At 41.4% G+C, this 19,624-nt stretch carries 16 protein-coding genes; 9 read left to right on the top strand and 7 right to left on the bottom strand.

Annotation, left to right across the window (positions count from 1 at the left end; all coding sequences use genetic code 11):
- The first annotated feature begins 6 nt into the window (after positions 1-6).
- Positions 7-978, top strand: a complete 972-nt coding sequence (gene egtD, locus AC0IWT_RS04850) for an L-histidine N(alpha)-methyltransferase (protein WP_471796223.1) — start codon at positions 7-9, stop codon at positions 976-978.
- On the opposite strand, the gene AC0IWT_RS04845 is transcribed toward egtD, so the two are convergent.
- The gene (locus AC0IWT_RS04845) at positions 975-2,045 is read right to left on the bottom strand and encodes an aminotransferase class V-fold PLP-dependent enzyme (protein WP_471796222.1); all 1,071 of its coding nucleotides are present in this window, start codon (positions 2,043-2,045) and stop codon (positions 975-977) included. The genes egtD and AC0IWT_RS04845 overlap by 4 nt on opposite strands.
- Before the next feature lie 82 nt (positions 2,046-2,127).
- Here AC0IWT_RS04845 and AC0IWT_RS04840 point away from each other — a divergent pair, with 82 nt between their 5' ends.
- The 8 genes from AC0IWT_RS04840 to AC0IWT_RS04805 all read left to right on the top strand — a co-directional run bounded on the left by AC0IWT_RS04840 (position 2,128) and on the right by AC0IWT_RS04805 (position 9,856).
- Positions 2,128-2,601 carry a DinB family protein gene (locus AC0IWT_RS04840; protein ID WP_471796221.1) on the top strand — a complete coding sequence of 158 codons (474 nt, stop codon included), beginning with the start codon at positions 2,128-2,130 and terminating at the stop codon, positions 2,599-2,601.
- Positions 2,602-2,611: 10 nt separating this feature from the next.
- Positions 2,612-2,998, top strand: a complete 387-nt coding sequence (locus AC0IWT_RS04835; RefSeq protein ID WP_471796220.1) for a VOC family protein — start codon at positions 2,612-2,614, stop codon at positions 2,996-2,998.
- A gap of 508 nt (positions 2,999-3,506) precedes the next feature.
- A complete protein-coding gene (locus AC0IWT_RS04830) occupies positions 3,507-3,725 on the top strand; it encodes a hypothetical protein (protein ID WP_471796219.1) in 219 nt (72 codons plus the stop codon).
- Between the two features lie 112 nt (positions 3,726-3,837).
- Complete coding sequence (locus AC0IWT_RS04825; protein WP_471796218.1) at positions 3,838-4,827, top strand: glycosyltransferase family 4 protein; 990 nt, start codon at positions 3,838-3,840, stop codon at positions 4,825-4,827.
- On the top strand, positions 4,817-6,748 hold the full coding sequence (locus AC0IWT_RS04820) for a glycosyltransferase (RefSeq protein ID WP_471796217.1): 1,932 nt from the start codon (positions 4,817-4,819) through the stop codon (positions 6,746-6,748). Before AC0IWT_RS04825 ends, AC0IWT_RS04820 begins: the two co-directional genes overlap by 11 nt.
- Positions 6,738-7,301 carry a D-glycero-alpha-D-manno-heptose-1,7-bisphosphate 7-phosphatase gene (locus AC0IWT_RS04815; protein WP_471796216.1) on the top strand — a complete coding sequence of 188 codons (564 nt, stop codon included), beginning with the start codon at positions 6,738-6,740 and terminating at the stop codon, positions 7,299-7,301. Before AC0IWT_RS04820 ends, AC0IWT_RS04815 begins: the two co-directional genes overlap by 11 nt.
- Positions 7,302-7,305: 4 nt before the next feature.
- Complete coding sequence (locus AC0IWT_RS04810) at positions 7,306-8,796, top strand: PfkB family carbohydrate kinase (RefSeq protein WP_471796215.1); 1,491 nt, start codon at positions 7,306-7,308, stop codon at positions 8,794-8,796.
- Position 8,797: 1 nt separating this feature from the next.
- Positions 8,798-9,856 carry a glycosyltransferase family 9 protein gene (locus AC0IWT_RS04805; protein ID WP_471796214.1) on the top strand — a complete coding sequence of 353 codons (1,059 nt, stop codon included), beginning with the start codon at positions 8,798-8,800 and terminating at the stop codon, positions 9,854-9,856.
- Here the strand turns inward: AC0IWT_RS04805 and AC0IWT_RS04800 are convergent.
- The 6 genes from AC0IWT_RS04800 to AC0IWT_RS04775 all read right to left on the bottom strand — a co-directional run bounded on the left by AC0IWT_RS04800 (position 9,843) and on the right by AC0IWT_RS04775 (position 19,298).
- Entirely contained in the window at positions 9,843-10,826 is a 984-nt protein-coding gene (locus AC0IWT_RS04800; protein WP_471796213.1) for a glycosyltransferase family 9 protein, read from the bottom strand. The genes AC0IWT_RS04805 and AC0IWT_RS04800 overlap by 14 nt on opposite strands.
- The gene (locus tag AC0IWT_RS04795) at positions 10,827-11,795 is read right to left on the bottom strand and encodes a glycosyltransferase family 2 protein (RefSeq protein ID WP_471796212.1); all 969 of its coding nucleotides are present in this window, start codon (positions 11,793-11,795) and stop codon (positions 10,827-10,829) included. It abuts the gene before it with no gap.
- Positions 11,734-13,509 carry a carbamoyltransferase family protein gene (locus tag AC0IWT_RS04790; RefSeq protein ID WP_471796211.1) on the bottom strand — a complete coding sequence of 592 codons (1,776 nt, stop codon included), beginning with the start codon at positions 13,507-13,509 and terminating at the stop codon, positions 11,734-11,736. Before AC0IWT_RS04790 ends, AC0IWT_RS04795 begins: the two co-directional genes overlap by 62 nt.
- Before the next feature lie 71 nt (positions 13,510-13,580).
- Positions 13,581-13,769: a hypothetical protein gene (locus AC0IWT_RS04785; RefSeq protein WP_471796210.1), complete on the bottom strand. Its 189-nt coding sequence runs from the start codon at positions 13,767-13,769 to the stop codon at positions 13,581-13,583.
- Positions 13,770-14,009: 240 nt separating this feature from the next.
- Positions 14,010-16,652, bottom strand: coding sequence for an outer membrane beta-barrel protein (locus AC0IWT_RS04780; protein WP_471796209.1), 2,643 nt, complete (start codon positions 16,650-16,652; stop codon positions 14,010-14,012).
- A gap of 171 nt (positions 16,653-16,823) precedes the next feature.
- The gene (locus AC0IWT_RS04775; RefSeq protein ID WP_471796208.1) at positions 16,824-19,298 is read right to left on the bottom strand and encodes a glycoside hydrolase family 95 protein; all 2,475 of its coding nucleotides are present in this window, start codon (positions 19,296-19,298) and stop codon (positions 16,824-16,826) included.
- Between the last annotated feature and the right edge of the window lie 326 nt (positions 19,299-19,624).

Below are 19,624 nucleotides of genomic sequence, written 5' to 3'. Positions count from 1 at the left end.
AATTTTATGATCATTTCTACCGAACAACCAACAATAAGCAATACGCAATTTCTGACAGAAACTTTGGAAGGTCTTAGCACAGAGCCAAAACGAATGTATTCTAAATATTTTTATGATGAAGCCGGAGATCTTATTTTTCAGCAGATTATGGATATGGACGAATATTACCTAACCAATGCAGAAATGGAGATTATGAAGCGCCAGTCGGCCGAGATTGTAAATACAATGGCAGCTGATGGTAGTGGATTTGATTTAATTGAACTTGGCGCAGGTGATGCAACGAAATCCATTCATTTGCTAAAGACGTTGATTGATAAAAATATGGATTTTAAATATTTTCCAATCGATATTTCAGCACATGTTATTTCCGAACTGGAAGACAAGTTGCCGGCGATATTTCCAACGCTTAATCTTCAAGGGCTAAACGGCGACTATTTCGATATGTTGCAGAAAGCAACGGAAATTTCTACCCGGAAAAAAGTGGTGCTGTTTATGGGTGCTAACATAGGAAACATGAGTGTGGATGAAGCCAGGGAATTTTGCATCAACCTGAAAGCGTTGTTATCACCAAACGATATTTTAATTATTGGCTTTGACTTAAAGAAAAATCCGAAGAAGATATTAGCCGCTTATAACGATAAAGGAGGCATAACACGGGCATTCAATTTAAACCTTTTAAGCCGAATAAACCGCGAATTGGGCGGTGATTTTAACATTGATGGTTTCGAACATTATGCAAGCTATAATCCGGAAACTGGCGAATGCAAAAGCTACCTGATTAGTTTGGAAAAGCAAACGGTGAAAATCAGAAACTCTACGTTTAACTTCGAAAAAGACGAATATATTTTGATGGAAATTTCGCAGAAATATGCTCAGCAGGAAATCGAAGAACTTGCAGGTTTATCAGGCTTTAAAGTAGCGGCATATTTTTCCGATGAGCAAGGGTACTTTGTAGACGCCATTTGGGAAGTTGCCTAACGCAAAACGTCTAAAAGGCGATTCAAATCGTCTTCGGTATTGTAAAAGTGAAAAGATATCCTCGTACCCGTTCCCCTGGGCGAAACGAGGATTTTTTCATCATCCAACTTTTCAACAAGTGTTTGGCCAAGCTGTAAGCTCATAATTGAAGATTGCTCAGGTCGTTCAAGCATCCAATCTGCCAGCAAACCCTTCTTGTGAAGAGCGGTTCTGGCTTTTTTGGCTAAGGATTCAATGCTTTGCTCAACAACTTCAAATCCTATTGTTTTCAGTAGGTTTAACCCTTGGTTTAAGGTTCCCAAACTTAAACTATCCAAATGGCCAGATTCTAAAGTTAGCGAAAGATAATCCCGACCGGCTAAAAATGGTAACGCAGGTAATGCAAGGTGTTTTTTGTGTCTATAAATAAATTCTCTTGCCGCATCTGAAAGAAAAATGTAACCATTACCGTATCCGCCAAGCAACCATTTGTAGCCACTTCCAATCAACATATCCAATCCGGATGCTTGAAAATTAAATTGCCCTGAACCTAAAAACTGCGTTCCATCTGCAATTAAAATTACGTTCGGGAAATTGGCTTTTAATTTTGTAAGGAAATCACTTTGCATTTTTAGTCCGCTGATATATTGGACCATGCTAAAGGCGAAAACTGTCGGCTTAAAATCTGTTATAGCGTTAATAATATCCGCTTCAAGATTAGCAGTAATCGGAATTTCGAGATATTCGAAGCCGGCACTCTTTACCGGATAACTTAATGATGGATAATCTTCTTCGAGTAAAAGAAATTTATTGCCCTTTTCAATGCCGTTTAAAATGGTGTTAAATCCACCCGAAAAGTTTGATGTCAGAAATGTATTCTCTTTTTTTACTGCGAAAGTTTCCGATAGGTTTTTTCTGAGTTCTTCCATAACCACCAGACTATCGGCTCTGAAAATACTGCCTTCACTAACAAAGCTTTCATCATGCGCCCTGCGCCATTTCGCTATCTCGGTAGATAGTAAGCCAGAATATGCGGTGTTCAAGTAAGTGTAATTTTTTAAAATCGGAAAGTGTTCGGCGATAGTCATGTGCCAAATGTAGAAAATTCATTTGCATTCCTGAAAAACTGAATTGACGATTATTTGTTACCTTAAAAGTAAATTTATCGAGATGGAAAACCACGACATATTAATTGCCGAGCTGAAAAAATTACTAAGTGGCGGGAATGCACATGCTAATTTTGAAGATGCGGTTGCAGATATGCCATTTAATTTACTAGGCGAGAAGCCTTATGGACTACCATACAGCATCTGGCAACTTGTTGAGCACATCAGGATTGCCCAATGGGACATGTTCCAGTTTAGCAAAGATGCAACGTATAAATCGCCGAAATGGCCCGATGGATATTGGCCCAAAGAGGCAGCGCCTAAAAACGAAGTGGAATGGACAAATTGCCTGGCGCAGATTAAGCAGGATTTGACTGACTTTATTGCATTGATAGAATCAGACGATATCTTTACTGAAATAAGCCACGGAGAGGGACAAAACATTTTACGTGAGGCCTTGCAAATTGCAGACCATAATGCCTACCACATCGCAGAAATTGTAGTTATCCGTCGTTTACTTAAAGTCTGGAAACCTTAATTAAAAACATATGTTACAAAATTCAAAAGCGTTTAGTTCGTTTGCAGTTAACGACATTCAAAAGGCAAAAGACTTTTATGGTAAAACACTCGGTTTAACTGTAAAAGATAATCCCATGGGTGTTCTTGAAATCCAAATTTCAGGTTCATCAAACTTGTTGGTTTATCCCAAACCTAACCATGAGCCTGCAACATTTACAGTACTCAACTTCCCAGTCGATAATATTGAAGATGCGGTTAACACCTTAATTGAAAAAGGCATTGCGTTTGAACAATATGACGAACAATATTTAAAGACCGATGCAAAGGGAATTTCAAGAAATAATGGAGGGCCGAGTATTGCCTGGTTTAAAGACCCTGCAGGCAATATCCTTTCAGTCATAGAAACTAAAGAATAAATTTTTCATCTGGGGCGTGATGCCAATGTTGCTGACGTCTTTCCTTTTATCTGTCTTTTTGCTCTAAGTAGTTTTTTCGCATTCTGATTGTGTGTTAGCTTCCCCAGGGAATGTAAAATACAGCAGGAGAGTTGTTACATGCGTACATCACAAGCAATTACCAGGTAGTTATAGCTTGTAAATGACTGCGGTACAAATTGTGGCGGCATGGCTTTCGTCCTGTATCTTCAACAACTCATCTGCTCACATCATTCGCCTTGTGGCAGTGATGACATTCACCGATTATCGTTTCGCAAAAATCATTACAAGCATTGTTTGAAAGCACTAGAATTGCTCAAAACGGCCGACTTAGAGCGCTCCTAGCGTATTTATTCATTTTGTTCCATGTTATCGGCGCCAAATACGCTTCGCATTACGAGAAATACCCGTTTTGAGAAACGGTGACCGAATAACAAAACTTTTTTCACCGCAAAAGCATTTTTTTAGGGTAACACTTAAAACAAAAACGATGAAAAAGTACATTCTTTTAGCAAGCATGGTTGCAACGTTAGCGATATCTTGTAATTCAAAATCCAATTCTTCCTCCGGTTCAGATTCAACAAGCTCAGACACTTCAATGAGCTCGATGAGTGCAACATCTCCAATGCAGGATTCCTCAATGACCGATACCACCAGAACTGATAGCACTACGGTAGATAGCGTGGGCAAATCTGGTTCAAGAAACTAACTAATATGTTGGCGAACCGCCGGTTCAATTTTCAATCCAACTTCACCTCATCTGTTAACCCATCTCCCCGGTTAAAACCCTCCCTGTAAACCGATTTTATCATATAAATAAAATGAATAACCTAACGACCGAACGCTTACGTATTTTTACATGGCACATTCATGGAAGCTATCTATATTATTTGTCGCAAGGGGATTATGACATTTACATCCCCTATAATGATGAGAAATCTCCCCGTTATGTGGGGCGGGGCGAAACGTATCCTTTCGGTGAAAATGTAATTGAAGTTAACGCAGCCGATGTAAGAAATATTGATTTCGATGTTATCCTCTTTCAAACCGATGAAAACTACCTGGTAGACCAGTTCGAAATTTTTTCTGAATCGCAAAGAACACTTCCAAAAATATACCTCGAACACGACCCACCCTGGGACCATCCCACCAACGCAAAGCATCCGGTAACGGATGGCAACGTGCTTATTGTTCATGTTACGCATTTCAACGATTTAATGTGGGATAGTAACGGCTTAAAAACTAAAGTAATCGAACATGGTGTAATGCCTCAACCGTTTACATATACCGGCGAAATCCCCAAAGGCATAGTTGTCATAAACAACCTGCCTACAAGGGGGCGGCTTCTTGGTTTAGATATATTCGAAGAAGTAAGAAAGCACATCCCGCTGGATTTGGTAGGGATGGGCGCCGAAGAATATGGAATTGGAGAAGTCATTCATCCAGATTTACCAGCCTTTATTTCGTGCTACCGGTTTTTCTTCAATCCGATACGGTACACAAGTTTAGGCTTGGCGGTTTGCGAAGCGATGATGTTGGGGCTGCCGGTAGTTGGATTGGCAACAACAGAGATGGTAATGCAAGTTCGAAATGGTTACTCGGGCTTTATATCTACCAACATTAAACAGCTTATTTCGGATATGCAAATGTTAATTGATGCGCCTGAAATGGCGATGAGAATGGGTAAAAATGCTCATGACCACGCCCGCCATCACTTCGATATAAAGCGGTTTGCAAATGAGTGGACCACTATTTTCAACCGTGTTGTTAGAAATGTTAATGCTTATCAAATTACTGAGTATGAAAAATAAAATAGCATTTATAAGCGAGCACGCCTCACCAATTGCATTACTTGGTGGTACAGATAACGGTGGCCAGAATGTTTATGTGGCAGAATTGGCCATACAACTTGCTAAAAAAGGCTATGAAATAGATGTTTTCACCCGCAGAGATAATCCGACGGACCCGGAAATTAGCCAATTTGCCAATGGCGTAAGAGTGGTATTGCTTAATGCCGGCGCCCCAACAAAGATAGCGAAGGAGGAACTACTTCCTTACATGCCTGCATTCAGAACCGAAATGGAGCAGTTTATCCGTAAAAACAGTCTTAATTATGAATTAATTCATGCCAACTTTTTTATGTCGGGCATAGTTGCCATGGAACTGAAAGAAAGACTCGATTTGCCTTTCGTAATTACCTTTCATGCCTTGGGCCACATTCGCTCTATGCATCAGGGAGAAATGGATAAATTCCCTGCAGAACGGACGGATTTGGAGCGGTTAATAGTAAAAAATGCGGATAAAATTATTGCAGAATGCCCACAGGATGAAAGTGATCTCATAAAATACTATCAGGCTGCGCCTGAAAAAATTGTAACGATTCCCTGCGGCTTCAATCCTGAAGATTTTTATCCGTTGGATAAATCTAATTGCAGAACCCTGTTAAATTTAAACCATAACGAACAAATCGTTTTACAGCTTGGTAGAATGGTTCGGCGTAAAGGAATTGATAACGTAATCGAAGCATTTGCAGCACTTGAATGCGCCAGGCAGAAACGATTGGTGATTGTCGGCGGTGAAGAGGCGAATTCCGGCGATGACTTGGAACTTAAAAGATTGAAGGCGCTAACAGAAAGGCTAAATGTATCGGCGCAGGTAAGTTTTGTTGGGCGCAAAAACCGCGATGAATTAAAACATTACTATGGCGCTGCCGATGTTTTTGTGACTACGCCCTGGTATGAACCCTTTGGCATTACGCCTTTAGAAGCTATGGCTTGTGGAACACCTGTTATTGGGGCTAACGTTGGAGGTATAAAATATAGTATTGCAGATGGAAAAACAGGCTATTTAATTGAGCCCAAACAACCGAAGGTTTTGGCTAAGAAACTTGCGGAGCTTTTAGGTGATGAAAAACGTTTGGCGGAGATGAGGGAAAATGCCGTAGAACATGTAAACGCATTTTTTACCTGGGAAAAAATTGCCGACCAAATGCACGACTGCTACGAAACAATCCGCTCCCGCAAAATTGATATTCAACAGGCAGAATTAAATATTATCGGTGAAGCGTTTGAAGAGGCCTCACAAACTTTTCAGCAAACTTGTCTCGAACTATCTTCGTTAATTTCGCTCGCTGGCTCCACCATGGCAAAGGCGCTGAAAGCCGGTAACAAGATTTTAGTCTGCGGTAATGGGGGCAGTGCAGCCGAAAGCCAGCACTTTGCAGCCGAACTTGTCGGCCGCTTTGAGATGCCGCATCGCCGCGGTTTGCCTGCAATATCTCTCAATTCTGACACCGCTATCCTTACTGCATGGGCCAACGATTTTGGCTATGATGATGTATTTGCACGGCAGGTTCAGGCCTTTGGTGAAGAAGGCGACATTTTATTATGCCTGAGTACCAGCGGCAACTCCGACAATATCGTAAAAGCATTACAGATGGCCAGAAAGAAGGGCTTGGTTTGCATTAACATGCTTGGTAAAAGCGGTGGAAAATCGCTCAGTTTTGGCGATATAAATTTGATTGTACCCTCAAACAGTACGCAAAGAATACAGGAATTACACTTGCATTTGGTTCATCTGCTCTGTACGATTATTGAGAACAGGCTCTTTAATGCATTATACACAAGCAAAACGGAGGCTAAGGAAAAAGCGCTGGCAATTAAGGGAAATGAGGCGATGCCAGACAAATCATATTTAATCAGCGCAGGTGTCCATGGAAATTATGGAAGCTAAACCCGCCGTATTTTTGGATAAAGACGGCACGCTAATTCCCGATATACCGTACAACGTAGATCCGGATTTAATTTCATTAAATGAGGGTGTAATAGCAGGCTTGCAAAAGCTCCAGGACCGCTTTGTTTTAATAGTAGTTTCCAATCAATCGGGGGTAGCGAAAGGCTTATTTGAGGTAACTGCCCTAGAAAAAGTAGAGCAGAAACTGCAGTCGTTGCTGTCGAAAGCACAAGTTGCCATTACTGGCTTCTATTTTTGTCCCCACGACCCGCAGGGCCTAATTAACGACTATGCTAAGGTCTGTTCTTGTAGAAAGCCACAGTCAGGAATGTTATTACAGGCATCCATAGAGCACAATTTAGATTTAGCTCGCTCCTGGATGATTGGCGATATCCTGAATGATGTACAGGCCGGTCGGTCGGTTGGCTGCAAATCAATTTTAATAAATAACGGCAATGAAACCGAATGGGATTTGGCAAGTAGTGCTTATAGAAAACCAGATTTCATAGCGGCAAACTTTCTCGAAGCTGCCAACTATATAGACCAAAATTAAAGTCATGACAGACAAAGAAATTAAAATTTTAAAAAGTTTTAAAACTAAAAAAATACTTGTAATCGGTGACTTGATGATAGACGCTTACGTGCAGGGGAGTTGCAGTAGAATTGCACCCGAAGCAAGTGTTCCGGTTATCGATATTGTGCAAAAAAAATACTGTTTAGGTGGTGCTGGAAATGTTGCTGCAAATCTGGCAGCGCTTGGCGCTCAGGTTTATTTTACCAGCATTTGCGGAAACGATGATTCGGCCGAAATTGGTTTTAAGCTGCTTGAACATGTTAAATTAACTCCGGATTTCATAATTAAAGCAGGGCAGCGGACAACGCTATTTAAAACCCGGGTAAGTTCTGATAGTCAGCTTTTGGTTCGCTTTGATGAAGGTTCAACGGATGCCATTTGCCCTGAACTCGAAGAAGCCTTCATCAATAAAATTGAAGTCTTGTATAAGGATGTTGACGCAGTTGTGATTGCCGATTACGGGAAGGGGTTAATGAGCGCAAACATCATTGACAAGCTAGCAACTTTAAAAGCAGGAAATCCTAAAGTCGTATCGGTAGACAGTAAAAACCATCATCATTATTTAAAACTTGGGCCAACTTTAATTAAGCCGAATTTTCAGGAGGCCGCTTTAGCGATTGGCTATCCGCAGCCGGGCAGGCCAGATATTTCAATTTTAGCATCCTGGGGCGAACGACTATATAAAAATAGTGCAGCCGGGCTTGTGTTCCTAACCATGGATCAGGATGGGGTTTGTGTTTTCGAGAATGGAAAATATCAGCTTCATAAGTCTGTACCCCAGGTTGTTAACGCAAACGTAAGTGGTGCCGGCGATACTTTTCTGGCTGCAGCAACAATGGCCATCGCCTCAAAAGCTGATTTCGAAACTGCCACAAATATCGCAATAACTGCGGCACATCACGTTGTAAACAAACCCGAAACCGCAGTATGCAATTTAAATGAAATCCTGATGGCAAAATTTCAGTTAGGGAAATTAGTTCAGCGACCTGAAGATATACGGCAGCTAAGCAAAAGGCTTAAAAGCGAAAATAAGAAGATTGTATTCACCAACGGTTGTTTTGATATTTTGCATAGTGGCCATGTGAGCTACCTCCGTGGGGCGAAGGCCAGGGGAGATGTGCTGATCGTTGGCTTAAATAATGACAAAAGCATTAAACGTTTGAAAGGGCCGAGCCGGCCTGTTAATAACTTAAAGGATAGAATAGAAGTGCTTTCAGAACTGAGTTGCATCGATTACATAGTCCCTTTTGGAAACGAAAACGACGACACGCCGATTGGCCTGGTGAAACAAGTGAAACCAGATGTTTTCGTAAAAGGAGGAGATTACGAAAACAAGTTTTTACCGGAAGAGGTTGAATTGAGAAAGATCAATTGTGAAATTGTTTTCCTCCCGATGGTTGCAAATCAATCTACAAGCAATACCATAAAAAAGATTCGGGAAGCCAACGCTTTCAGTACTGTGCGTGTGAACTGATATGAGCTTAAAAGGAAGTAAGAACTTGCTGGTGATAAGACCCGACAATATGGGAGATTTGCTGATGTCTGTACCAGCAATTCGGGCGATAAAGAACACTTTTGGTTGTAAAATTACTGTTTTATGTTCGAGCAAGGCTGCAGAAGTAGTGCAGCTTATTGAAGAGATTGACGACCAGATTATTTTTGATTTGCCCTGGCTCAGCTTAAATTTTGCTAACGCAGAAGGGCTGAACCAGCTCGTTGTTTTTATTAAGCAGCGAAAGTTTGATAGCTGCGTGGTATTTAATGTTTACAGCCAAAATCCTGCGCCATGCATCATGCTTGCCTATTTAGCGGGCATTAAATTGCGTGCAGCATACTCAAGAGAGAACCTTTATCGGTTGGTTACGCACTGGTTGCCTGATGATGAGCCGCTAATGGTCATCAGGCATCAGGTTACAAGAGATTTAAATTTGGCCGGATTTTTAGGTGCAGATTCCAGCGATGATAGGATTAGAATTAGTGAACCCGCTCTCGAGACTCAGCTTGGTATTTTGGGTCAGTTTGGCTTAAAATCGTCGGGTTACATTATTCTTCATACAGGCGTGTCTGAAAAAAAACGTCAATATCCGCGGTCGCATTGGATTGAACTTGCACGACTGATTTCTAAAAAATACAACGTAACAATTGCTTTAACCGGCACGGTGAATGAACAGGCTTTTACCGAAGAACTAGCGCTCGAAATGGGTGGCGACATTAAAGTTTTGTCGGGTAAAACAGACCTTAGCGCATTATGTTCTGTTATAAAGCAGGCCCGGGCAATGGTTACTTTGAATACCGGTCCGATGCACTTGGCAGCAGCACTCGATACGCCAATTGTTGCTTTGTATGCGCAGAGTAACCCGCAACATAAGCCTTACTGTACGAAAAGTAAGGTTTTAGAATTCTCTGTTCCTGAAGGCTTACAGAGTAAGAATGAGGTGATTCGTTTTGTAAACCGTGAGCAGTACGCTGACTTTATTCCTTACCCAGAAGCAGTAATGGTTATGGAAGCACTGGGCGACCTTATTGATGAATAAGTCTTTCTGCAACCGCTTGTTCCACAACCTGGAAGTTGGGTTGCTTGGTCCAGTCAATTGTATAATGTAGTTTTTCGTCCATTGGAGCCCATCTTTCTGCTTCACCATCCATACTGATTATTACACTTGGAACCTTTAAACCTGCGGCGATATGTGAAACGCCGGTGCAATTGGCAAACAGCCCAGACGACTGTTTAAGTAAAACACCAATTGTTCCCAAGTCTGTTTGTCCACTTAAATTTAAAGCCTGATTTTTCATTTGTTCAACAACCTCTGAAACCAGGCTCTTTTCGCTTTCAGTTCCTGTCAAGATAATCTGACAGCCGGCGTTGTGGCATAGGTCTCCAATTTTGGCAAAATACGATGTTGGCCATTGCCTCCAAGCTGCCCTGGAGCCCGGGTGTATGCAGATGTACTTGCGGGATAATTTCAAGTTTAACTCGTCGAACTTCAGGTAATCCTCTTTATACAATGGGTACTCCATCTCTGTGTCCGAAACGGATAATCCCAAAGCCGTCAATAAATTCAGGTGCCTAAGCGATTCGTGGCCAAAATCAGGATACCTCATCATCATTGGGTTTCCAATTAATTCATCTTCGTCAATGGAAAATCCTGCTAAATGTTTCGGCTCTAGCTTTGCAAGCATTTGATTCACGATAGATCCGTTCCCCTGCATTTGAAAAATTACATCAAACTTTCCCCGCATTTCTCCGGAGAATTGTTCAAAAGCAACCTGGCTAAAGGCTTGTTCGGGTAACCCTGGATATCCGGGAAAGGGTATAAATTCATCGATATACTCCCGAAGCCGCTCAATAAGCGCTTTTGTACTGGGCAAGCCGATAAAAGAAATTGTAGCCGACGGAAAATTTCGACGCAAATTTCTTAGTGCTGGCACAGCGCAAAGAATGTCGCCCAATTGCAATGCCCTAAATACCGCTATATGTTTCGTAGTTTCTCTGCTGATTAACATCTAGAGCAATATTTTTTTATACTTTAACATTCCATATCCTCGCCAGAATACGGATAGAAATGGTATCAGCATCGAGGTGATCAGCATTTCTGTAATATGGCTTGCCGATTTTCGGGTGGTTTTAATTCGCTTATAGAAAAACGATCCTAAGAGAAAGAGTAGAAGCAAAGCGCAAATTTTCGTAAACAACTCACTTCCGGCTATTGCCGAGCCGACCATCAAAAGTGTTAGGGATATAACCAGGTAGTAGTTCCATATGGGATTGTGAGCCTTTTCCCGATAAAGCTGAGGATATTTTTTAAAAAGCAGAACATCGTACAGCCCTTTCTTTTGTTCCTTCAAACTTATGCCCCAGCTCGCCGCCCGCACCGGGTGCACAACTAAGGCAGTTGAAATTTTACGAATTGGGATTTCGCTTTGTATAAGTTTAAACTCCAGGTCAGAATCTTCACGCCAGGCGAGGCCAAATCTTTCGTCAAAGCCACCAACCTCAATCAATGCTTGTTTGGTACAGGCACAATTGGCAGTAATAAATTCTGCTGTTTCCAAACCAGCGGTATTGCGTTCAAAGTCGCTCGGCTGTGTTGGTAGCGGCACCTTTGTTTGTCCGGAAAAGGCAATGTTATCCTCCAGGTTATACGCTGCCAATAGCTGTGCCAGCCAGCCTTCGTCGGGCAAACAGTCGTCATCTGTAAAAGCAACTAACGCATACCTGGCATGCAACCAGCCAAGGTTTCTGGCAGCAGCCGGACCTTTCTTAACATCGGTATGTTTCAGATAGAGCCTATAACCAAAATCTCGGCCGGATAACTCAGATAAATCATTATTAAGATAAGGTCCGTCATGAACAACAATTACTTCGAAATCACATTTCCCGATATTTTGTCGTTGCAGAGCCTGCAAACACTCAAGCAAAAGTACCTGCCTGTTGTAAGTCGGAATAACTACTGATATTCTTTTCTCCTTCATTTTTCGAAATTAAAAACGAGCCCATTATCAATGCGTCAAAAGGTGAACCCCAGAAACATTCAATTGCATCTCTCGGGGTGCAAACTATTGGTTTTCCGAGCGTATTAAATGAGGTATTTACCAATATTGGTACGCCGGTTATATCTTTAAAAGCTTTTATTAAATCATAGTATGCGGGGTGTTGCGCTGCATTTATGGTTTGAATTCTTGCAGTTCCGTCGGTATGTGTAACAGCCGGGATTTTGTCGGTCATTTCTGGCAAAACTTCATGTACAAACAACATAAACGGCGATTTTGCGGCATTTTTGAACCAGAGGTGTGCATCTTCTTCCAATACAACTGGTGCAACAGGCCTGAAATCTTCACGGTCTTTTACTTCGTTAAGTCGGGCCTGCATTTTTGGCGATATGGGCGAAGCTAAAATTGACCGGCTACCTAGCGCACGTGGTCCAAATTCCATTCTTCCCTGAAACCACCCGATAATCATGTCTTTGGCAAGTAATTCTGCAGCTTCTTTTGCCGGGTCTGCTAATTTTTGATATGGCACTTTAGCCCATTTCAGAAAACTTTCGATTTCATCGTCCGAGTAAGATGGTCCCCAATAAACATGTTCCATAACAAACTCCCTTGTTTTTGGCTTTCGTTCCTGAACATCTACATACATTGCGGCACCCAGCGCAGTACCAGAATCTCCCGAAGCCGGCTGTATCCATACCTGCCTGAAATTACTTAAATCTCTGATGCGGGCATTAAGAACGCAATTTAAAGCTACCCCGCCAGCCATAACCAGGTTTTCGCTCTTGGTTACATGCTGCAACCAGTTAACGAGTTTAAGTACAGACTCCTCTAAAACAAACTGTAACGACCTTGCTAAATCAAAGTGAAATGAAGTGAAGGGTTCATGTCTTAGCCTTGCCGGCCCGAATCTTTCGGACAGGTTTTCATTTTCAATGGTGTACTGACCATTATTTTGTATTTTAATGATGTCTCTAAAATCATCAATGTATTTGGTTTGGCCGTATGATGCAAGTGCCATTACTTTGTATTCATCTGATGAATGTAAGAAACCGAGATGCGTAGTCAGGTTTTCATAAAGCAATCCGAGCGAATGGGGAAGTGGAACTTCATTTATCCGGAGCATTTCATTTCCGTTTCCGGTTGCGTATGTTGTTGATGTCGTTTCTCCCCGGCCATCCAAAGTCAATATAGCAGCCTGCTCAAAAGGCGAAGGGTAAAAGGCGCTGGCGGCGTGTGCTGTATGGTGCTCTACAAAATGCCATACCCAATCGCTTAGCTTACTTCCATAAAATCTTTTCTGCAAGTGATGCGGCCAACCATCAACCAGCTGGGCAGGGGCATTTACAATAGACGATAGAAATAAATTATCCCACGGGTTCCCTTTGGTATTGTGCTGCTGTTTACCTGGGGCAAAGGGAATCTCGCAATAGGGAAGATTTGCATCGGTTTTGGGAATAAGTAAATATGGGTCGAAAGAATAAGCGATATGATCTACATCCTTAAGGTGAATTCCGGCAACGCTCAGGCAGTAATCAATGGCATGAAATGGAAGCTCATAAGTGCTAAATGGGATAGGGCGCTTGCCATGTTTAAAATGCGTAAAACGCTCTTCCTCTGCAGCGGCTAAAAGTTTACCATCTTTTAAAATACAGGCTGACGAATCGTGGAAAACGGCGTTTATACCGATTATATACATAGAATGATGTTATGATGGAAAAAAAGAGAAGAATTTAAACAGATAAGACCCGTTAAACCGGGTCTTATCATTTACATTGGTGGAACACGCTTAGCAGTGTCTCGCCTCATGGTGTCCCGTTTAGTGGTGTCACTTCTCTTGGGTTCTTGTTTTGTTTTACTTTTCTTTTCCGTTTTTTTCTTCGTTGTATCTTGCCTTGTTTGAGCAAATCCGCCGAAGCTAAAAGCTGATAGCAGCATTAGAATTATTAACTTTTTCATAGATTAAGAATTTATTGTTTTAGAAAAACAGTAATCCTCTGAATAAAGTTCAGCACCAGAACTAAACTAAGTTTAAATCAATACTTCTTTTTTAGTTTATGTATTTGATTTACAATACCTTACACTAAGGTATTGTATATACCTAAATTTAAAACGCGTAGTTTTATAGACAACTTGCGTAGAAATCCATTTCAAAAATTTCGTTGTGGAAGGTTGTTATTCGAGTGTCAGCGCTCTTAACTATGCACCGCCAAACTTTCTGATTCGGTAAATGAGGGATACCATGAAATACCGGCCAAGGCGATTTACCTGTCTATCAACGATTACGTTGTCAAAAACATCCCTGCTTATGCCAGAATTTTGGTTAAGTAAGTCAAATCCTTCCAGGCGCACGGTGGCCATATCATTTTTAAGAAACCTAAACTCCGAATACAAACGCAGCAATGTTGGGTTTCTAACATTTCCGTTATCAAATCCTGTATTTATTTGCTTTGTGAAATCGTAGCCAATGGTTAAATCTTTAAAGAAATAGTTGCGGCCTTCTATGCCATATTCAAAACGGTTCGAACGCCGGTCTGAAAAAGCATCTGTTGAGTAATTGGTAAGATTCTGCGAATAAGATGTTTCGAATTCCAGATTAACAATGTCTTTAAGGTCAACCCGGAATTCAAGTTCCTGCCTCCATGATGTGTTTTTAGCCTCTATTCTGCTTCCATCAGTAAATGAAATGTTGTTGTTCATTTGGCCTGAGCCCGAATATCCAACAGAAAATTTGCGCTCCGATGTAAATGGCCGGCTGATATTATAATCTCCCTGAAGTGAGTAATATCCATCCGTATTGATATAACTTGTTAACTGGTTAACGGTTCCTGGCACTTGCTGCTTCGTCGTTACAATTTTATCGCCGGTATGTTCATACCTGAAATTCGCGATAATAACTTTTCCTGCACTCCAGTCGGCCTGCTTGTAATGCGCATTAATGCTTTGTATAAATTCTGGTTTTAAGTTGGGATTACCAGTTACAATATTCTGCAGATTGGAATTATCGGTAATTGGTTGCAATTGCAGAAAACCAGGCTGATTATTTCTCGCCCAATAATTCACATCAAATGATTTTTGATTTGAGAACTTGTAGGAGAATCGCCCTGAAGGAATGAAATTAAAGTTACGGTTCTCTGTTCTAACACCGTTGCTAAGGTTTTCTCCACTCAGCAGGGTAGGCTGAACATTAAAACCTAAGGTTAAATTTAACTTCTCACCAATGTACCGATAATTAAGGCCGGCTTTGTGCGTGGTAAACTCATAATCGAAGAGATTGCTTAATGCTGGGTTGTATACTTTATTGGAGCCGTTAACGTCGAAAGTATTTTTACTGTTATCGGTTGCAGATCTGTTCCAGTTGTAATTAACTTCTAAAAAGTTTTTGCTCCAAATCGGTTCCAGAAAAGATGCCCCGGCATTTAGCCCAAGGTTACGGTTTTCCTGATTATTGATTTGATTTTGAAGCAGAGAATCAATACCAGCAGATGTTCTGTTCAGGTACTTGTTTATCGAATTTCTATCCGTCTCACCATTCGTATAATTTAAATTTGTCCACATGGTGATGCTGCGTCCTTTTTTAGAAAATTTATGATTGTAGAATATATTCGTGCGTAAGTTTAGATTATTCGTAAAATTAGCATTTGTGCTTTCACGGGTTGTAGACAGGGCGTTCTGTGTTGTTAACGAGTTACCTGAAGAATTGTCGCTGTTGTCGGCAAAGGAGATATTAGGTGAAATCTTGAGGTAATTCATCGTATCTATCTTGTATTCCAAATTACCACCGAACCAGTGGTTGCGGTTACGCGTTAACGAATTGTTGCGTGCATCTTCCAGCCTGTTGGTGCCATTTTGGCCACCTTGCAAAAAGTTTTGTGTGTAGGTTGAACTGATGGTATTATTTTTATTGTCGTTAAAATTATAACTTGCATCAGCGGAAAGTTTACTCCCGAAATCATTCTTGTAATTTAATCCGAGTGCATTCCTGGTGGTTATTCCATCGCCTCCGCCACCACGCATATTTGCATTTGCAGCTGTACCGTCGAATGAAATTTGCTGTTCACCATCAATTCTGTTTCCACGCAAACTCGTGTTGTAACGGTCGGTATTGCCAAGTCCTGCAGATGCCCGGGCAAAGTATCCTTTCTTCTTGTCTTCATCAATCGTTAAGTTCAGGATTTTTTCGGGCTCGCCGGTTTTTATGCCGGTAAGCTTTGCCTGGTCGCCATAGTCATCAACAAACTGAAGATTTTTGATGATATCGGCCGGCAGGTTTTTGATGGCCGTGGCTACGTCTGTTCCAAAAAAATCTTTGCCATTAACCCTTATTTTAGTTACTGGTGTACCCTGACTGGTTACGTTGCCATCTTTATCAACTTTTATTCCCGGAAGCTTTTTCAGCACTTCATCTACAGCATCGCCGGCTCTAACCGGAAATGCTTTTGCACTAAAGCTTACCGTATCTTCAGAAACCTTTACAGGTGGCACCCCGGAAATGGTTACCCCAGTTAAAGTGTTCGAAAATTCCTTCAATCTGATATCTGTAATGTTGATGCTGGTGCCAGCGTCAATCCGGTATTTTTTCTGAAACGTATTATAGCCGATAAATGAAGCAGAAAGGGAGAATTCACGGGTTTTGATTTTGTTGAAACTGAATTTCCCATTCTCATCACTCGATGTACCTGCAGAATCGCTAATGGATTTTATCCTCACAATGGCTCCTGGAATTGGCAGCCCTAAAGTATCAGCAACGATCCCGTTAATGGTGTAATTCTGCGCTTTCGATTGTGAAAAAACCGCAAGCAATAAAAATAAGAAGAAAATCGATTTAGTAATGGTTTTCATAAGGATATCCGGCAGGTAAAGATAGATTTAACGGCCGATAAAAAATCCTAGGTAATTAATTTTTTACCTCAAACGTATTTGCACTATTTACATAGATATCGTTTTATGGAATGATGTCTTTTGAGAAAACGTCTTATAATTTCATGATTATTACTATGCTATTTTGCTTTTTCAGCTTTTTGTGATGTAATATTTTTTGCCTTTTTGTGTAGAAAACTTTAACTGATAACCACCTGGTACTTTTTCAGCCTTTTGCTCTGACCCTTTCAATTGAATGGGTACACCGGCCCGGATGGTACAGTTGTTTCCTAAAAGCGATACGATTTCAGCACTAAAAATTTTACCATCTGCCCAGTTCATATTAACTTCAAATCCACCCCTTGCACGAAGTCCTGAGATGCTGCCATTCTTCCATTCACCCGGCAGCGCAGGCAATAAATCGAGATACTTTAAGTTGCTTTGTAACAGCATTTCGGCCATTCCGGCGGTTCCGGCGAAATTGCCATCTATCTGAAACGGGGGATGGGCATCGAAAAAGTTTGCATAAGTACCGCCACCAACCGAATTTCCGTCGGCAGCATCTTCATAAGTTAACAAACTTCTAATCAGGCTATAGGCCCGGTCTCCGTCACGCAGCCTAGCCCACCAGTTAATTTTCCATCCTTTGCTCCAGCCGGTTCCCACGTCCGTCCGTAAATCGAGGGTTTTTCTGGCAGCAGCAAAAAAATCCGGTTGCTCTGGCGAAATTTCGCTTGCAGGAAATAAACCATAAAGGTGCGAAACGTGGCGATGGTGCGGATCTGTTTCCGGAAAGTCCTTGTACCATTCTAAAATCTGCCCCTGTTTTCCAATTTTAAGCGGGTAGAGCTTTGCCTGTCGCGATAAAAGTGTATCCCGAAACTGTTTGTCAGTTCCCAGCACATTAGCCGCGGCGATTGTATTCGAAAACAGATCTCGGATGATGGACATATCCATTGTTGTTGCAACAGATACGCCTTGTTGCTTACCATCCTTATCTAAAAATTTATTTTCTGGCGATGTTGATGGTGCCGTAACGTAAAGACCATCTTTATTTTTAACGAGCCAGTCAATTGTAAACAAAGAAGCGCCTTTCATTAGTGGATACGCAGTGTTTTTTAGAAAATTTTTATCTCCGGTATATAAATAGTGTTCCCACAAATGCCTTGTTAACCAATTTCCACCCATATACCAGTTCGCCCACACCGGGTCGCCTTCGCCGCGATCGCCCACAGGGTTTGAGGTTGCCCAAATTTCCGAATTGTGGTGCGCCACCCAACCTCTGGCATTGTAAAACTCTTTAGCAGTTCTGGTGCCGGTAACAGAAAGGTCTTTTATAAAGCTAAATAAAGGTTCATTTAATTCCGAAAGATTGGCCACTTCCGCTGGCCAGTAATTCATCTGGGTATTAATGTTGATGGTATAATTTGAACTCCAGGGCGCCCTCATTTCTTTGTTCCAAAGCCCTTGAAGGTTTGCCGCAGGACCGCCAGGTCGCGATGAAGAAATAAGTAAGTACCTTCCATATTGAAAATACAAAGTTTCCAATGAGGGGTCTTTTCCCCCTTTGGTGTAAGCCTTTAAGCGCTCATCGGATGGCAAATGCGACGGGGATTGGGATGTTTTGGCACCTGGAGCGCCAAGTTCAAAAGTTACCCGGTAAAAAAGATTTTGGTAATCTTTAACATGAGCCTCGTACAACTGGCTGTATGTTTTATTCTTAACTTTGGTCATTAAATCGCCAACAATTTTCAACTCATCTTTTCCATCTTTGTCAGGGCATTTATCAAAACCATTAAAACTTGTTGCGGCGGTGAGGTAGAGGATAACTTCGCTCGCACCTGAAACATGAATGCCTAAACTATCCACCCGATATTCGCCATCAGAGGAGGCAACAGAAATTTTGTACGAGAAACGCATGCCGTTACAGCCACTGGTATCCTCATAAATAATTGGCTTTCTATCTTTTGAATTGTAATAAGAGGGGTCTACATGTGCAGGCGCTTTACCGTTTACTTCTAAACTGTTTTTTGTAGGGATGATATGATTTTGTAGCGGACTTGCCACTGAGGCGGTAAAATTTAGTGAAGATCTTTTGGATGCCGTGAGTTTAATAACGAACATATTTGCCGGCGCTGAGATAAACATTGTTCGGCTGTAGGTTATGCCATTCAGCTCGAATTGAGAAGAATAAGTAGCTTTTTGCAAGTCAAGTTCGCGGGTGTAGGCGGTTGGCTTAACACCCTGTAGGTTTTGTTTAATTATCAGATTGCCAAGCGGCATATATGATTCCGTGTACATTCCCTGCATTTTTTTTGCAAGCGTATTGGCTTCGCTATAGTCTTCATTAATTAATAAAGCTTCGCGGATTTTTGGTAAGTATGATGCTGCACCCGGGTTTATACTCGGTTTGACCGGGCCACCACTGTACAGTGAACTTTCATTTAGCTGAATGAGATCTGAGTCTGCGCCACCGAAAATCATTGCACCCAAACGTCCGTTTCCTAACGGAAGTGCCTGTGTCCATTCTTTAGCTGGTTTATCGTACCATAGCCTCAGTTTTTCCTGCGAAAAACTTACGGAGATGGAGAAGAGCAATCCAATTGTGAGTACATATCTAAAATTCATATCGTTGTTGGTGTTATTTGGAATGAAAACATCTTAAAAGGCACAGTGAGCAATCAGAAAATTCAAATTTTCTCCCTGAATGAACAAACGTAGTTCCGACGCTAATATACAAACACAACTTAATTCTAAGCTCAAAATATGCATTAATACAAGTTGGAATAATAAAGCTATTCGGCGGGCATATGCAAATCAGCTTTGGCCGGTGGTTACAGTCAATTAATGCTGATGATGAAGAATGTTTCTAGCTATGAATGGTTCCGATCAAACATGTTAATCTTTAAAATTAACCACAGAATTAACAATTGCGATACATAGTGTTAAAAGTA

The organism is Pedobacter sp. AC464 (genome assembly GCF_979253075.1).
The sequence above is the reverse complement of the archived record's forward strand: the minus strand, read 5'-3'. Positions and strand labels throughout refer to the sequence as shown.

Excerpts from the sequence above, each read along its gene's own strand:
- egtD (WP_471796223.1), top strand. The coding sequence starts at position 7 with ATGATCATTTCTACCGAACAACCAACAATAAGCAATACGCAATTTCTG.
- AC0IWT_RS04845 (WP_471796222.1), bottom strand. The coding sequence starts at position 2,045 with ATGACTATCGCCGAACACTTTCCGATTTTAAAAAATTACACTTACTTG.
- AC0IWT_RS04840 (WP_471796221.1), top strand. The coding sequence starts at position 2,128 with ATGGAAAACCACGACATATTAATTGCCGAGCTGAAAAAATTACTAAGT.
- AC0IWT_RS04835 (WP_471796220.1), top strand. The coding sequence starts at position 2,612 with ATGTTACAAAATTCAAAAGCGTTTAGTTCGTTTGCAGTTAACGACATT.
- AC0IWT_RS04830 (WP_471796219.1), top strand. The coding sequence starts at position 3,507 with ATGAAAAAGTACATTCTTTTAGCAAGCATGGTTGCAACGTTAGCGATA.
- AC0IWT_RS04825 (WP_471796218.1), top strand. The coding sequence starts at position 3,838 with ATGAATAACCTAACGACCGAACGCTTACGTATTTTTACATGGCACATT.
- AC0IWT_RS04820 (WP_471796217.1), top strand. The coding sequence starts at position 4,817 with ATGAAAAATAAAATAGCATTTATAAGCGAGCACGCCTCACCAATTGCA.
- AC0IWT_RS04815 (WP_471796216.1), top strand. The coding sequence starts at position 6,738 with ATGGAAGCTAAACCCGCCGTATTTTTGGATAAAGACGGCACGCTAATT.
- AC0IWT_RS04810 (WP_471796215.1), top strand. The coding sequence starts at position 7,306 with ATGACAGACAAAGAAATTAAAATTTTAAAAAGTTTTAAAACTAAAAAA.
- AC0IWT_RS04805 (WP_471796214.1), top strand. The coding sequence starts at position 8,798 with ATGAGCTTAAAAGGAAGTAAGAACTTGCTGGTGATAAGACCCGACAAT.
- AC0IWT_RS04800 (WP_471796213.1), bottom strand. The coding sequence starts at position 10,826 with ATGTTAATCAGCAGAGAAACTACGAAACATATAGCGGTATTTAGGGCA.
- AC0IWT_RS04795 (WP_471796212.1), bottom strand. The coding sequence starts at position 11,795 with ATGAAGGAGAAAAGAATATCAGTAGTTATTCCGACTTACAACAGGCAG.
- AC0IWT_RS04790 (WP_471796211.1), bottom strand. The coding sequence starts at position 13,509 with ATGTATATAATCGGTATAAACGCCGTTTTCCACGATTCGTCAGCCTGT.
- AC0IWT_RS04785 (WP_471796210.1), bottom strand. The coding sequence starts at position 13,769 with ATGAAAAAGTTAATAATTCTAATGCTGCTATCAGCTTTTAGCTTCGGC.
- AC0IWT_RS04780 (WP_471796209.1), bottom strand. The coding sequence starts at position 16,652 with ATGAAAACCATTACTAAATCGATTTTCTTCTTATTTTTATTGCTTGCG.
- AC0IWT_RS04775 (WP_471796208.1), bottom strand. The coding sequence starts at position 19,298 with ATGAATTTTAGATATGTACTCACAATTGGATTGCTCTTCTCCATCTCC.